The 15319-nt window shown below is 47.1% G+C and carries 14 protein-coding genes; 5 read left to right on the forward strand and 9 right to left on the reverse strand.

The genetic code is table 11. From position 1 onward, the window contains the following. Positions 1–55: 55 nt before the first annotated feature. Both MHM89_RS01805 and MHM89_RS01810 read right to left on the reverse strand, forming a co-directional pair. Positions 56–1633: a peptide MFS transporter gene (locus MHM89_RS01805; protein WP_022946566.1), complete on the reverse strand. Its 1578-nt coding sequence runs from the start codon at positions 1631–1633 to the stop codon at positions 56–58. A gap of 177 nt (positions 1634–1810) precedes the next feature. Beyond that, positions 1811–2611 carry a UDP-2,3-diacylglucosamine diphosphatase gene (locus tag MHM89_RS01810; protein WP_022946567.1) on the reverse strand — a complete coding sequence of 267 codons (801 nt, stop codon included), beginning with the start codon at positions 2609–2611 and terminating at the stop codon, positions 1811–1813. 328 nt (positions 2612–2939) lie between these two features. Here MHM89_RS01810 and MHM89_RS01815 point away from each other — a divergent pair, with 328 nt between their 5' ends. Further along, entirely contained in the window at positions 2940–3176 is a 237-nt protein-coding gene (locus tag MHM89_RS01815; RefSeq protein ID WP_239407936.1) for a DUF333 domain-containing protein, read from the forward strand. A 34-nt stretch (positions 3177–3210) separates the two neighbouring features. Here MHM89_RS01815 and MHM89_RS01820 read toward each other — a convergent pair whose 3' ends face one another. The 5 genes from MHM89_RS01820 to MHM89_RS01840 form a co-directional block, all read right to left on the reverse strand. Then, positions 3211–4938, reverse strand: coding sequence for a proline--tRNA ligase (locus MHM89_RS01820; RefSeq protein WP_138547341.1), 1728 nt, complete (start codon positions 4936–4938; stop codon positions 3211–3213). 75 nt (positions 4939–5013) lie between these two features. Beyond that, positions 5014–5721 (reverse strand): tRNA (N6-threonylcarbamoyladenosine(37)-N6)-methyltransferase TrmO, encoded by a 708-nt coding sequence (gene tsaA, locus MHM89_RS01825; RefSeq protein ID WP_152440796.1) that lies wholly within the window; start codon positions 5719–5721, stop codon positions 5014–5016. Between the two features lie 104 nt (positions 5722–5825). Further along, positions 5826–6422 (reverse strand): outer membrane beta-barrel protein, encoded by a 597-nt coding sequence (locus tag MHM89_RS01830; RefSeq protein WP_045978324.1) that lies wholly within the window; start codon positions 6420–6422, stop codon positions 5826–5828. 249 nt (positions 6423–6671) lie between these two features. Continuing rightward, positions 6672–7139: an acyl-CoA thioesterase gene (locus MHM89_RS01835; RefSeq protein ID WP_022946572.1), complete on the reverse strand. Its 468-nt coding sequence runs from the start codon at positions 7137–7139 to the stop codon at positions 6672–6674. Positions 7140–7244: 105 nt separating this feature from the next. Then, positions 7245–8891: an electron transfer flavoprotein-ubiquinone oxidoreductase gene (locus MHM89_RS01840; protein WP_239407937.1), complete on the reverse strand. Its 1647-nt coding sequence runs from the start codon at positions 8889–8891 to the stop codon at positions 7245–7247. A gap of 231 nt (positions 8892–9122) precedes the next feature. Here MHM89_RS01840 and MHM89_RS01845 point away from each other — a divergent pair, with 231 nt between their 5' ends. Together MHM89_RS01845 and MHM89_RS01850 are read left to right on the forward strand one after the other, a co-directional pair. Then, positions 9123–9875: an electron transfer flavoprotein subunit beta/FixA family protein gene (locus MHM89_RS01845; protein WP_022946574.1), complete on the forward strand. Its 753-nt coding sequence runs from the start codon at positions 9123–9125 to the stop codon at positions 9873–9875. Next, entirely contained in the window at positions 9872–10798 is a 927-nt protein-coding gene (locus MHM89_RS01850) for an FAD-binding protein (protein WP_239407938.1), read from the forward strand. The genes MHM89_RS01845 and MHM89_RS01850 overlap by 4 nt, the downstream gene beginning before the upstream one ends. Positions 10799–10937: 139 nt before the next feature. Here MHM89_RS01850 and asnS read toward each other — a convergent pair whose 3' ends face one another. Beyond that, positions 10938–12335 (reverse strand): asparagine--tRNA ligase, encoded by a 1398-nt coding sequence (gene asnS / locus MHM89_RS01855; RefSeq protein WP_130147800.1) that lies wholly within the window; start codon positions 12333–12335, stop codon positions 10938–10940. 550 nt (positions 12336–12885) lie between these two features. On the opposite strand from asnS, the gene MHM89_RS01860 reads away from it, so the two are divergent. Beyond that, on the forward strand, positions 12886–13317 hold the full coding sequence (locus MHM89_RS01860) for an ATP-binding protein (RefSeq protein ID WP_022946577.1): 432 nt from the start codon (positions 12886–12888) through the stop codon (positions 13315–13317). Between the two features lie 22 nt (positions 13318–13339). Further along, positions 13340–13846, forward strand: a complete 507-nt coding sequence (locus tag MHM89_RS01865) for a phosphate-starvation-inducible PsiE family protein (RefSeq protein ID WP_045978320.1) — start codon at positions 13340–13342, stop codon at positions 13844–13846. A 42-nt stretch (positions 13847–13888) separates the two neighbouring features. Here the strand turns inward: MHM89_RS01865 and MHM89_RS01870 are convergent, their stop codons facing one another. Continuing rightward, on the reverse strand, positions 13889–15226 hold the full coding sequence (locus MHM89_RS01870) for a lysine 2,3-aminomutase (RefSeq protein ID WP_022946578.1): 1338 nt from the start codon (positions 15224–15226) through the stop codon (positions 13889–13891). Positions 15227–15319 lie beyond the last annotated feature (93 nt).

Raw genomic sequence — 15319 nt, forward strand, 5'->3', positions numbered from 1 at the left:
TGGTGTTGAAATAAAAACGGCCCTATTAAGGGCCGTTTGTAGTGGTGATTTAGTATTAAATCTTTTGTTCTGCAGGTTGTTCGCTTGGGTTTGGTTCAGGAACTTCTGGGGCATTTTGGCCCGCACGCTCCCAATACTTCGCTTTGAAGTTAAACAATACCAAGATAATACCTACACCAATACTGAACAAGGCTATTTGCATGTACAGGCCAGGGATTTCTTGAACGTTTTCTGGGTCAAAGCTACCAGCTAGTAAGCCAGAGATAATATTACCAATGGAGTAGGTAAGAACAAATACGCCCATCATTTGGCCCACATAACGTGCTGGCGACAAGCGGCTTACCGCACTGAGTGCGACTGGGCTTAGGCATAGCTCACCTACTGTATGTAGGAAGTAAGTGGTAATAAGCCAATAAGGTGCGACTTTCAGGCCATCAGCAGCATATTGCGCGGCAAAGAACATGACTAAAAAGCCAGTTGCCATAATGATAAGACCCACGGCACATTTAACGCTGTACGATGGCGTGATCATGCGTTTAGCGAGGTTAATCCACAGTGCTGCAAAAAATGGCGACAATATGATGATGAAAAATGAGTTCGCTGACTGGAACCATGCTGTCGGGATCTCAAAAGAACCCAGCATACGGTCGGTGTAATCGCGAGCGAACAAGTTCAAGGACGAACCAGCCTGTTCGAACCCTGACCAAAAACACGCTGAGGCCACACAGACTAAGAATAGTGCCCACATGCGCTGCTTTTCATCGTCTGTCAGCTCACCTAAAAAGTAGATGTAGCCAAAGTAAATGAAAAAGGTGATGGTAAAGACGATGGCTACCGAGCCCGCTAAAGCGACCGGGTCAATGACCAACCAGCCATTGTGTGCCGCGTAAACAGTCAGTGCGACCATCGCAATTGATGCGCCAATGACAGTCCAAGCAAGCGATGCGCCCTTGGTCGACAGTGGGTTTGCTGGCTTATCATTGATGCCGCGAATGCTGCCTTGAGTCAGGCGGTACTGCACTAAACCGATGGCCATGCCCACGGCTGCTGCACCAAAGGCCCAGTGCCAACCGACATTTTCCATAAAGTAGCCACATACACCGTAGCCAATCATAGAGCCGAGGTTGATGCCCATGTAATAAATCGCGTAGCCACTGTCGCGACGCTCATCTTCGGTTTTATACAGCTGACCTACCATGGCACTGATGTTTGGTTTTAATAAACCGGTGCCGGTAGCAACAAATATTAAGCCGATAAAGAACGAACTAGGGTGGGGAATTGCGAGGATAATATGGCCGATCATAATAACGATACCGCCATACCAGACAGTTCGCTGACCGCCTAACAGGCGATCTGAGATCCAACCACCGGGTAAGCCAAGGAAGTAGACTGCACCGGTATAGAGGCCGTAAATTGCCGCAGCAGACGCTACCGTGAAGGCCAAACCTTCCTCTTGCAGCGATGCGGTCATAAACAGCACTAACATGGCACGCATGCCGTAGTAACTCATGCGCTCCCACATTTCTGTGAAAAACAGGGTTTGTAGCCCTTTGGGATGACCGAAAAAGGCGGTATCCAATTTTGAATCCCCAGCCGCCGAAGTCGGTGGCGTGGGTATCTGCTCATCAGACATAGATTCACTTCCATTATTGTCGTTATAGTGAGCAGTTATTAGTACGTGAAATAAGCTCAATATGCAACCAAATCGCGCCTTACAGAGGCTAGATGGTTAGATTTATAGCAATAGCTGTGAATAAATTAATCAACCTTGGACGTGTCGTTGAATAATGCCTACAGCCATGTAATGAATTTATGCTGCCTTGCTATTCACTTCGCTTAATGGGTTTGAAGCCATCACATGCTGAGTGTCTGACCAGTGCAAAAGCTCAATACGGCCCTGATGATTCTCTACCAAGGCGCTACAGTTCTCTATCCAGTCGCCATCGTTACAGTAAATAATACCATCACTGACACGTAGCTTGGGTTGGTGAATATGACCACAGACAATGCCGTCATAGCCTCGGCGCTTGGCCTCGTGAATGGCCGCATCTTCAAATGCAGTAATCGCTTGTTGGGCCTTGTGTACACGAGATTTTAACCACGCTGCTAAAGACCAATAGCGGCCACCAAAAAGGCGGCGCACTCGATTATGCCAGCGATTTAAAAACAGCAAAAAGTCATAGGCGGCGTCGCCGATAATACTGATCAGTTTGCTGTAACGCGTTGCAGAATCAAAGTCATCACCGTGCAAGATAACAAAGCGCTTACCATTACCTGTGGTATGCACAAATTGCCGGTGTACTTCCACGCCCATGAGCAGCTCTTTATCATACTTACGAAAGGTTTCATCGTGATTACCTGGTACGTAAATGACCCGAGTGCCTGCTTTTACTTTCTCCTGCAGTGCTTGCAGTACATGGTAGTGACTGGAATGCCAAAAGAACCGCCTTTTCATTGACCATAAATCAATAATATCGCCCACTAAATAAAGTGTATCGCACTGAATATGGGCTAAGAAGTCGAGTAAATAGTCGGCTTTACAATCTTTGCAACCTAAATGAATATCGGAGATAAATACGGCCGGGTAATGGGTGGTTTTACGTTGTTTCATAATGGTGTGACTCGCAGCGTAATAATAGTGAGGCTAGAGCGTAGCGATGACAAAAAAAAGACTAAAAAAAGAACAATCCGTGACAACTATCGGATCTGCTTGTCTAACGGTATGAGCCTGATTATTATTGCGACCTTCAGCCAGCCTTGGTAAGCAAGTGCTGGGAGACAATGAGCCAATATGACAGCAAAGCAATGATTTATTCGCTTTAACAGGCTTTACGCTTTGCCAAGAACCGGTCATTTTGGCGATGTTTTAGCAGTGCCTCGTCGACCATAAAACTTGGGTGTAACGAGGATAAACGCGTAGAGCGTAATAGGAGAGCAACATGAAGTATCGTTTAGCTGGGCTGTGTATCGTGTTAACAGCTGCGCTTAGCGGTTGCCAAGACGAGCCATTAACGCAACAACTGCCTGTGGATATGAGTAATCCCGCTGCAAAATTCTGTGTTGATCAGGGCGGGCAATACCTTGTTGAGCATCAGCCCCAAGGCAAGAGCAGCTTTTGTGTATTGGATAACGGATCAAAAGTTGACGCGTGGGAGTTTTTCCGCAAATACCAGTAATAAAAAAGCCAGTCTCTCGACTGGCTTTTTTCGTTTATGCTTTAGCAAGCTCGGCAACAATGGCGGCTACCGCACCATCAATATCCAGCAACTGCTTTTCACCTGTACGGCGGTTTTTAAGCTCTACTTGATCATTATCGAGGTTACGCTCACCAATCACTAAGGTCAGTGGCACACCCAGTAGTTCCATATCGTTAAACATGACGCCAGGGCGCTCTTTGCGGTCGTCAAAGAGTACATCAACGCCAGCTTGTTGCAATTCGCTGTAAAAGCGCTCAGCAATATCAGGGATACGATGTGACTTGTGCATATTCATGGGCACGATAGCCAGTTCGTATGGAGCGATATTTTTCGGCCAAATAATGCCGTATTTATCATTGTTTTGCTCGATGGCAGCGGCAACGATACGGGATACACCGATACCGTAACAGCCCATAGTCATGGTCTGGTTTTTACCACTTTCTGCCAATACCCCGGCTTTCATAGCCTCGGAATACTTGGTGCCAAGCTGGAAGATATGACCAACTTCAATCCCTCGTTTAATACTCAAAGTACCGCTACCACAAGGGCTCGGATCGCCATCAACCACGTTACGAATATCCGCAACTTGGTAGTCATTGACGTCGCGATCCCAGTTGATGCCACTGAAGTGCACATTATCTTCGTTGGCACCGGCGACAAAATCCGCCATCACCGCCGCTGAGCGGTCAACAATAATCGCTGTATTTAAGCCAACAGGGCCTAAAGAGCCAGGACGAGCGCCTACTGTTTTAACAATGTCCGCTTCGCTCGCCATTTCCAGTGGTGCCTGCACGCCTTCAAGCTTCTCTGCTTTGAGTTCGTTGAGCTCATGATCGCCACGCAGTACTAAAGCAACCAGTGGGCGTTGCTCTTGCTCGTCTGCTTCGCCGTAAACAAATAAAGTTTTCACACCACGGTGCGGCTTAACGCCGTAATGCTCTTTAAGTTCAGCAATGGTTTTTGCTTTCGGGGTATCGAACTTTTGCAATTCTTTGCTGGGCTCAGGACGGGCTTCGCTCGGGGCTTTTGCCTCTGCCTTTTCGATATTTGCGGCATAATCACTGCCATCACTGAAGGCGATAGCATCTTCACCGGATTCGGCCAATACGTGGAATTCATGAGACAAATTACCACCAATGGAACCGGTGTCTGCAAGAACTGGGCGGTAATCTAAGCCTAAACGGTCGAAAATATTGCAATATGCTTGGTGTAGCTTTTCATACGTTTGCGCTAAACACTCGTCACTTAGATGGAACGAGTAAGCGTCTTTCATGACGAACTCGCGCGAGCGCATGATGCCAAAACGAGGACGAATTTCATCGCGCACTTTGGTCTGTACTTGGTATAAGGTGATTGGCAGCTGTTTGTAGCTACTAATTTCTTTACGTACGCAATCAGTGATCACTTCTTCGTGGGTAGGTCCTAACGCAAAAGGGCGTTTATGACGGTCTTCAATACGCAAAAGCTCAGGACCATATTGTTCCCAACGGCCCGACTCCTGCCACAACTCAGCAGGTTGAATGATGGGCATGAGCATCTCAATGGCGCCAGCCTTATTCATTTCCTCACGAACAATGTTTTCAACTTTTTTCAGCACTTTAACGCCGGAAGGCAGCCAAGTGTATAGGCCGGAGGCGAGTTTGCGGATCATGCCCGCACGAAGCATGAGCTGGTGGCTCACCACCTCGGCATCTGAGGGCGTCTCTTTCAGGGTCGCAAGTAAATACTGACTGGTACGCATGAATATTCCGTTTTTTGTTTAATGATTAATAGGTAAGAGCGCTAGTTTAGCAGCGCTCGGGCGCAGGGCAAAGCGCTAAAGCGGGCAAATTTCGAGAACATGATTGTGCTCACCGTCTACTTGCCAGCGAATATTAAAATCATACAAGGTCATGCCATAGTGCTGCACCCCAGCCTGACTCTTTTTATACGCTGGCCGTGGGTCTTGCTGAAGCACTTGAGTGATAAATTGCTCAAGCACTAAAGCAGGGTCGCTGTTGTCGATAACACTTTGTGCTTGTTCAGAAAAACTGACACTCATCTGGGTGTGTGGCCGGGTATCGGCAAAGCCAGCACTGGCATCCATCATGGCATCGGAATAAGGCAGATAGGGCTTGATATCAATAATCGGGGTGCCATCGAGTAAGTCGATTCCCCCTAAACGAAGACTAAGCTGCCCGTGTTGGTAATTCACACCGAGCAATTCGACTGCGCTCATGCCAATGGCGTTGGGACGGAATGTCGCTCGCGTAGCGAACACACCTTTGCGAGCGTTTCCGCCTAAGCGAGGAGGGCGAACCAACGGTGAATAGCCTTTATCAGCCGTTTCATGAAAACGAAACAACAGCCATAGGTGGCTAAACTCCTCAATACCACGCACAAACTCTTCTTTGTTAAATTCATCGGTAAAGATAAGATCAGCGCGCGCTGCGCTAACTAGGCGAGGTTGTCGCGGGATAGCAAACTTTTGTTTATACGGAGAGCGAATATGGCCAATGGCGGTGATTTGATACTGGGACGACACAATGTTTTACACAGCGAATTAAGGTGAGCGCAGTGTAGTCATGGCACCGGGTAAAAACAAGGGGCACAGGGCCCCTTGTACAAGTAGGGAAAGTGCTGTGCTAATTAGAATAGGTATTCAACCGAAACAGACGCGACGTCCATTTCAGGGTCAATTTGTTCGTCTAGTTCATAACGCTCGTACTCAAGATTGAAGCGTACTTGCTCTGTCATCGCAAACTGTACGCCGGCGCCGTAAAATACATCGCCACCATCGGCCTGCGTGGTGGCAATGGTTAGGTCATCAAGTTGCGCACGTAAGTCTGCATCCCATTCTAGCCAACCGGCGGTTGCGTAAACTTTGAAACGCTCACTAACAGGCAGAGCGAGTTTAGTTGATAGCGAAACACCATCTAGTTCTGCTTGTTGGTCGATATCAGACACTTCATCAAAATTGTGATAGCCGAGCTCGAAACTCCAATAATCATTGAGCTGTGTGCCCACGTAAGCTTCAAGCATACCGGCATCGTCATCAAATTCAGTATCTAGGTCATCATTGTCGAATTCAAATGAGTATTGGCCATAACCGATACCGGTGTAGAAACGAGGGTTCACTTCACTGCTTGGTTCATAACTTGAAGGAGCCGCCATCGCTGTGGTTGTCGTCAAAGCCATAGCTAAAGCGCAAAGGGAAAAGCGAGCAGTTTTATTAGTGTGTTTCATCTTGATTCTCCATTTTGTTAGTTCGTGCCTAACAAAGCAGAGGCCATGCCAAGAGTCTTAAAACAACTAAAATTAGGTGTTTTATTAATATATAATTCAGTTAGTTACAGAAAAGCGCAGGGTTGTTTACAAAGCCTTAAGGAGTGTAACGCGCGGCTGTTTTGTATGGACCTGAAAAAGGTGTAAAATTTTCCGGTAAATGTCAAAATTACACCCTGAATGGAACCTAACTAATTGATTAATAGTCGATTAACAGGTCTTCTGTAAAAGTGTTTCAGTTTCGATGGCTATCTCTTTCATTTTAATCGCATACGCCTCTAGGCGCTTCTGCTCTTCTGTTTTTGCCTTAAAGCATGGCACCTCTACTGGGTAGCCGGCTTGGTCCATAGCGACAAAGCTGATCACGCAGTGGTTAGTCTCGACCATGTGTTGCGTCTTGGGGTCGCCACAGCGTACTTGTATAAATATTTGCATACTGGTTTTACCGGTATGCGCAATAGAGGCATTAACTTCAACTAATTGCCCCACTAACACTGGCCGGCGAAATTTTACTCCTGCCACAGATACCGTGACACAGTAATGACCGCTCCAACCTGCGGCACAGGCATAGCCAGCTTGATCTATCCATTTCATGACGACTCCGCCGTGGACCTTACCACCGAAATTGACATCGGTAGGCTCGGCTAAAAATCGAAAAGTAACCGTATCTTGACTCATAGAGCTCCCCAAATATGCTCGACCTGTTACAGCAAGTGTAGTGTATATAAATAAAAAAGGGGCTTACGCCCCAGTTGCAACTTAGGATAAAGTACTTAATAACAACTACATATTAGGGTAGTTAGGACCACCCGCTCCCTCTGGGGTGACCCAGGTGATGTTTTGGCTAGGATCTTTGATATCACAGGTTTTACAGTGCACACAGTTTTGCGCATTGATCACAAACTTTGCCTCACCTTCACTGTCATCCACTTCGTAAACCCCAGCTGGGCAGTAGCGCTGTGCTGGTTCATCAAAGCGTGGCAAATTAACCGTAATAGGTATCGCAGCATCCTTTAATTGTAAGTGACACGGCTGAGACTCTTCGTGATTGGTGTTAGACAAAAAGACCGATGAGAGTTTGTCAAAACTAAGCTCACCATCTGGCTTTGGGTAGTCAATTTTCGGTGCTTGTGAGCTGCTCAGTAGGGTCGCGTAATCAGGGGTGTTGTCCTTAAAGGTAAAAGGCAGCTTTCCTGCGAATAGGTTTTGGTCCAGTGTGTTGTACGCGCCCCCGAAGAACTTACCCAATTTGTGCATCGCCGGCCCAAAATTGCGTGAGCGGTAAAGCTCATCATACACCCAAGAAGATTCAAAACGCTGCGCAAAGTCCGCCAAATCAGTGTGTTGATCACCGCCTTTTATTGCCTCAAAAATACTTTCGGCTGCCAACATACCGGATTTCATTGCGGTGTGATTGCCTTTGATTTTGGCAAAATTCAGCGTACCTGCGTCACAGCCTACGAGTAGGCCGCCTGGGAAGTGCATTTTCGGTAGCGAATGTAACCCGCCTTTGGCTATAGCACGCGCGCCGTAGGCTAAGCGTTTACCGCCTTTGAGCACATCAGCGAATACAGGATGATGTTTCATTCGCTGAAATTCATCAAAAGGACTTAAGTGCGGGTTGGTGTAGTTAAGGTCGACAATGAGGCCCACCACCACTTGATTATCCTCGCAGTGGTACATAAATGCGCCGCCATTGGTATCTCCACTAAGCGGCCACCCAGTGCCATGAACCACTTTTCCTTGTTGATGTTGCTGTGCATCTACTTGCCAGATTTCTTTAAAACCAAGACCGTAGTGTTGCACAGAGCGGTCTTTATCAAGGGCAAATTGATTGATCAATTGTTTACCCAAGTGGCCACGGCAGCCCTCTGCGAAAATGGTGTATTTTGCTCTGAGCTCCATCCCCGGCATAAACCCAGGCTTTTCATTGCCCTCTTTATCGCGACCCATATCACCGGTAATGATGCCTTTGACGCTGTCGTCTTCAATAAGTAGTTCGTGCGCGGAAAAACCAGGGAAAATTTCGACCCCTAATTGTTCTGCTTGCTCGGCTAAAAAACGACAAACGTTGCCCATAGAGACGATATAGTTGCCATTATTATGAAATGTTTTGGGCACCATAAAGTGGGGCAGGGATTTAGCTTTTTGCTCATCACTGAACCATAAAATTTCGTCTTCGGTGACTTGGGTATGTAGTGGCGCGCCTAACTCCTGCCAATTAGGGAGTAGCTCATCGAGTGCGCGAGTTTCGAAAACGGCACCGGAGAGCACATGAGCACCTACTTCAGAGCCTTTTTCAACCACGCAAATCATCAATTCTTGTTGTTGTTCTTGTGCTAATTGCGCGAGCTTAATGGCGCTAGCAAGGCCGCTGGGCCCTGCACCGACGATGACCACGTCAAATTCCATGGTTTCGCGTTCTACCATAATGATCCCCTGCTTTATATGACGGTATAAGGTGTTACGAAATGCAAATTATTCGTTACACAAAAGGTTATTGTCCAAGGTTATTTTAGGTTGACGTTTACGTCAACAGGAAGTAGTCTGATTTCATCAAATAAATAAGTTTACGTTAACGTCAGGTGTGGGCGTGTCAGTAGTAACCGCGCAGGTTATAGCCGCTTTAGAACGTCCACTCGCGTGTCAACAGGAGCAAATATGAAAGTATTAGTGCCCATCAAACGTGTCATCGACTACAACGTCAAAGTACGCGTAAAGGCAGATAACAGCGATGTCGATTTGGCGAATGTGAAAATGGCGATGAACCCATTTTGCGAAATCGCCATAGAAGAAGCTATTCGCCTAAAAGAATCAGGTAAGGCAACGGAAGTGGTTGCTGTGACTATTGGTGATAAGTCATCGCAAGAGCAGTTGCGCACAGCACTGGCACTGGGCGCCGACAGCGCCATTCACATCGAAAGTGATGAGAAGCTAGACTCACTGCATGTGGCAAAACTACTCGACAAGTTAATTGATGAGCAGCAACCCGATCTGGTTATCTTAGGGAAGCAAAGTATCGACTCGGACAATAACCAGACTGGGCAAATGCTGGCTGCGCTGCGCGGATGGGGGCAGGGTACATTTGCCTCAAAAGTGGATATTAACGATGGCAAAGTGAACGTGACGCGTGAAGTTGATGGTGGTTTACAAACTGTAGCGCTCACGCTTCCTGCGATTGTCACGACTGATTTGCGTCTCAACGAGCCCCGTTATGCATCATTGCCTAACATTATGAAAGCAAAACGCAAACCTTTAGATGTGAAAAGCGCTGCGGATATGGGCGTCGACCTTGCTGCGCGAGTGCAGTTGGTGAGCGTGGAAGAGCCCGCTCAGCGTCAAGGTGGTGAAATCGTTGAAGACGTTGAAACCTTAGTGAACAAGTTAAAAAATGAAGCAAAGGTGGTGTCATGAAAGCATTAGTGGTAGCTGAGCACGAGTACGGTGAACTAAAGCCTGAAACCGCGAAGACATTAAGCGCGGCGCACAAAGTAGGCGCTGATGTTGACGTGTTGCTGGTTGGTGAGAACCTTAATGACGCGGCTGAACTGGCCAGTAAGCTTAGCGGTGTAAGTCGTGTGTTGGTCGCTGATAGGAGTGACTATGCACACCAACTAGCTGAAAACACCGCTGATTTAATTGTGAGCCTAGCGGGTGATTACAGCCATCTATTTGCCAGTGCGACGACCACCGGTAAAAACATTATGCCACGGGTTGCAGCGCTATTAGATAAAGCGCAAGTATCGGACATTATTGATGTTATCGACGCTGATACGTTCAAACGCCCGATTTATGCTGGTAACGCCATTGCGACGGTGAAGTCACTTGAGTCTGTGCACGTTATTACTGTGCGTGCCAGTGCCTTTGATGCAGTGAGCAGCGACGGCAGCGCTAGCATCGAAAAGATTGACAATAGCATGGCCTCAACGAACAGTGAGTTTGTCTCTAAAGAGCAAACTGAGTCTGAACGCCCTGAATTAACCGCTGCTGATGTGGTTATTTCCGGCGGCCGAGGTATGCAAAATGGTGAAAACTTCAAACTGTTAGAAGGTATTGCCGATAAGCTCGGTGCGGCTATTGGCGCATCACGCGCTGCGGTAGACGCGGGCTTTGTGCCGAACGATATGCAAGTAGGGCAAACCGGCAAAATTGTCGCTCCTGACTTATACATAGCCGTGGGTATCAGTGGTGCCATCCAGCATTTGGCAGGTATGAAAGACTCAAAGGTCATTGTAGCTATCAACAAAGACCCAGAGGCACCGATTTTCCAAGTGGCTGACTATGGATTAGTGGCTGATTTATTCGATGTTCTACCTGAGTTAGAAGCCAAGCTTTAAAGCGCAACTAGTTTACAAAAAGCCCGCGACTGTTTTTGTGTTGTGGGCTTTTTTGTAGGTAATGTTGTTTCAACAGCTTAGGCGCAAATAAAAACCCGCTGAATTAGCGGGTTTTTGATGTCTATAGCGTGCGCCGTTATTAGTAAGTAGCGCTGCCTTTAGTGCGTGGGAAGGCAATCACGTCACGGACATTGCCCATACCGGTCACGTAAGCGACTAAACGTTCAAAACCTAAACCAAAGCCTGAATGAGGTACCGTGCCGTAGCGGCGTAAGTCGCGATACCAGCTATAATCTTCTTTGTTTAAGCCCATTTCCTCTAAACGAGCATCAAGCACATCTAAACGTTCTTCACGCTGAGAGCCACCGATGATCTCGCCAATGCCTGGGGCAACCACATCCATCGCTGCCACCGTCTTGCCGTCTTCGTTCTGGCGCATATAGAAGGCTTTGATATCGCGCGGGTAGTTTTTGATAACCACAGGCGCTTTGAAGTGCTCTTCAGCCAGATAACGCTCATGTTCAGACTGTAAATCCACACCCCACTCAACAGCGTATTCAAATTTCTTACCGCACGCCTTAAGAATCTCGATAGCGTCGGTGTAATCAACCTGCGCAAAGTCCTTACTGACGAATTCTTCAAGACGACTGATGGCCGTTTTCTCGATACGTTGCGCGAAGAACTCCATGTCATCACGACGCTCTTCCAATACCGCTGCGAATACATACTTGAGCATGTCCTCGGCAAGTTTGGCGATGTCGTTCAAATCGGCAAAAGCCACTTCCGGCTCGACCATCCAGAACTCTGCAAGGTGGCGCGAGGTGTTAGAGTTTTCAGCACGGAAGGTTGGGCCAAAGGTGTAGATCTTTGACATTGCGCTGGCATAGGTTTCACCGTTGAGCTGGCCTGATACCGTTAAAAATGCTTCTTTACCGAAAAAGTCTTCGCTGTAGTCAATATCGCCCTTATCAGTACGTGGTAGGTTCTGCATATCCAATGTCGACACTCGGAACATTTCACCAGCACCTTCGCAGTCACTGGCGGTAATGATGGGAGTGCTGATCCACATGTAGCCACGCTCATGGAAAAAGCGGTGGATAGCCTGCGATAAGCAGTTACGAACACGGGTAACAGCGCCAATCACGTTGGTGCGTGGACGCAGGTGGGCGTGCTCACGTAGGTACTCAATACTATGGCGCTTTGCTGCCATAGGGTAAGTGTCAGGATTTTCTACCCAGCCAATTACTTCGACGCTGTCCGCTTGAATTTCAAAGGCCTGACCTTTACCGGCTGACGCTACGAGCTTGCCGGTTACGCTTACCGAGCAGCCGGCCGTTAAACGCGTTACTTCATCATAATTATTGAGCGAATTAGGCACTACAGCTTGGATAGGATCAAAACTCGAACCGTCATGAACGGCTAGAAACGAAATACCTGCTTTAGAATCGCGACGTGTGCGCACCCAACCTTTAATGTTGACCTGGGTGTCCACGGCAACGGCACCTTTTAATAGCTCGGCGATTGCTGTATGGCTCATTTTCACTCCAATGATTACTATTGCCCACTGTGCTGCACCTTGGCAGCAGCAGTATTATGATGAAAGTTAAGAGGCCTATCTTAACCGTGATTTAGGGAGAAAAAAACTGCCAATTGCCTCAATCAGGGCAGAAATACGTAAAAGCGTAGAAAATATCACCTAAACTAATCATATATAACTTATTATTGAGACGCTTTAGCATGTTGAGGGGAGATAAACCGGGCCCTTTTCGATTAGTCGCTTGGTGTGCAGGTGTAGGCTGGGTGCTTTTTGTTGTGGTATTAGTATTGATTCACTACGCTCGCCCTGATGTAGATTACGGCATATTACGTTATTTCGACGTGCCCATTCGCGAGCATTGGCTCTTCAAACCGAAAAATAGCGCCTTAATCATGCTAATGCTGTGTGGTCTTTGCTGCGTTTGTGGCATTATAAGGGCAAGAAATATAAATAAAATGATGCATCTGGCTGCACTTTCGCTTATTGCTTTAGCGTTTTTGTGTGTCAGCTTTACCCTTGCAATCTTAAGTTAAAACGCAGTGAGTAGTTAATGAAACAAGCTTTTATCCTACGCGGCTTGCCAGGTAGTGGTAAAACCCACTATGCGCAGAGCCTTGCCGACGACCTCGTTGCCGGCGATGCTAGCCAATACTTTATTTGCAGTACCGACGATTTCTTCGTGCAAGATGGCCACTATCAATTTGATAAGCACAAGTTACCTGAATATCACAATCTTAATTTAGCCCGTTATATTAAAGCGCTCGCGGAGGGCATTCCGTTAGTGATTGTTGATAACACCAATATCAAAAAATGGGAATTTATCGCCTACATTGAAGCCGCGCATGCGCTCGGTTATCAAGTCAAAGAGGTAATCGTTGGCGAGGTAAAAGACAAAGCAATGCAACACCTATATGCTCAGCGCAACACCCACAAAGTAGCGCTGCGGACGATAGCGAAAATGGCCTATCAATTTGAGTGGTAATTGACCATATCAAGGAGCATTCATGAGTAACAAGCAAGTAGAGCATGACACCCAAAAACCTAAACTAGCGCATGAGCTCCACCAAGAACTTCCCGTTGACCATCCCGATGCGTTTTTTCGCATGCTACACAAAGTGATTCGCTTTGCTATTTGTGTTTTAGCCCTGTGTATGGTGGCAGTTATACTCTGGGGGGTCGGTGATGTTATGTACATTATCTACGAGCGATTAATGCAGCCACCTTACTTTTTACTAGATGTAAATGACATCTTTTATACCTTTGGTGGCTTTATGGCTGTGTTGATAGCGGTGGAAATATTTATCAACATTAGGATGTATTTAGGCAGCAACGTGTTTCCTGTCAAGCTTGTCGTCGCGACTGCTTTAATGGCTATCGCTCGTAAAGTGATCATCCTTGATTTTGATACTCTCACCCCGCTTTACCTGATAGGTATCGCCGCCACAACTTTAGCGCTGGGGATTACCTACTGGCTTTTGGGCAAAGCGCCCAATGATGATTATGACCATTAGATGCATATTGATAAAAAAACCGCCTCAAGGGCGGTTTTTTTATTACATGGCGTTGTATTCGTCTTCCCAGAAGAACTTTTCTTCGCCAAATGCCGGCTTTAAGTCATTAAGCCATGTGGCGTTCTCGTCATACTTGGCGAAGAAAGGACGCTGCACCCAATCTGGGTTGCGAGCTTGAATAAAGCGCAGTACGAAGACCTTTTCACCGGCAATCTCGCTGACACCAGATACCTCCACTTTACCTGGACCTGCACTCATAGATGGGCCGCGCACGGTGCGACTGACGCCGGATACCTGTTTATAAGCCTCGCGGAAGGTTTCCCAGGTTTTATACAGGGGTAATTCAAAGTACCGCTTGGCCCCGGTATCACGTTCAATAAACATGTAGTACGGGATCATCCCTAGCTGCGTTTGCTCTTTCCACATTTCCGCCCACATATTAGGGTCGGTATTAATGTTATTAAGGAGTGGTGCTTGAGTACGGATTTGCGCGCCGGTTTTACGCAATAGGGCAATCGCTTCGCGTGTAGCTGCGGTGCGCAGCTCTTGCTTATGGTTAATATGGGCCATAATAGAAACGTGCTTACCTGCATCCACGAGCTCTTTAATTAAGGCGAGCAAGTCTTGCGCATCGGGATCGGTTAAATAACGGAATGGCCAGAAAGTCAGTGACTTGGTGCCGATACGGATGGTGCGAATATGGTCAAATTCGGGATCTTTAAGCTTTTCAAGATAGCCACGAAGTTTAACGGTACGCATCACCATTGGATCGCCGCCGGTTACGAGTAGATCGGTAACCTCTTTGTGCTCACGCAGATAGTTATGCAGTAAGTCCGCATCGTTGTTATTGAATCGTGTCGCTTTACCAACAAACTGCGCCCAGCGGAAGCAGAAAGTACAGTAAGAGTGACAATATTGTCCTTGTGCTGGAAAGAATAACACGGTTTCTTTGTATTTGTGTTGAATGCCTTCAACGCGCTCACCATCGAGCTCGGGCACATTCTTTTCCATTTGCCCGGCAGGGTGCGGGTTCAGCTTGTTACGGATCTGTTGTGCCAGTTCCATTACCTGTTCAGCGGTTGGGTCCGTTCTATGCAGCGCAGCCATTTGCTCGTACGACTCGTCATCTAACATACCACGCTGAGGGAACGTAAGTTGGAATACCGGATCATTGGGAACTTTATCCCAATCAATCAATTCTTCAATTACAAAGTTATTTACGCGGAATGGGAATACACTGGCCACGACCTTCATCTCAAAGCGCATATGCTCTGGTAGTTGGTGTAGGGCTTCAATTTTATCAATTTGACGGTGTTGATACACGGTAAACCTAGGCGGGACAAAGGTTTCCGCTGGCTGTATTTGAACGGTTTGCTGCATATATTTTCACTTGCTAGTTGAAAAGGTTGGTACTCTAACAAAAAGGTCAAGCCAATTCCTAGTCCTAAGTGCGAATATAATTGCGCTGTAACA

Source organism: Pseudoalteromonas sp. CNC9-20 (assembly GCF_022347875.1).
Lineage (GTDB): Bacteria > Pseudomonadota > Gammaproteobacteria > Enterobacterales > Alteromonadaceae > Pseudoalteromonas > Pseudoalteromonas ruthenica.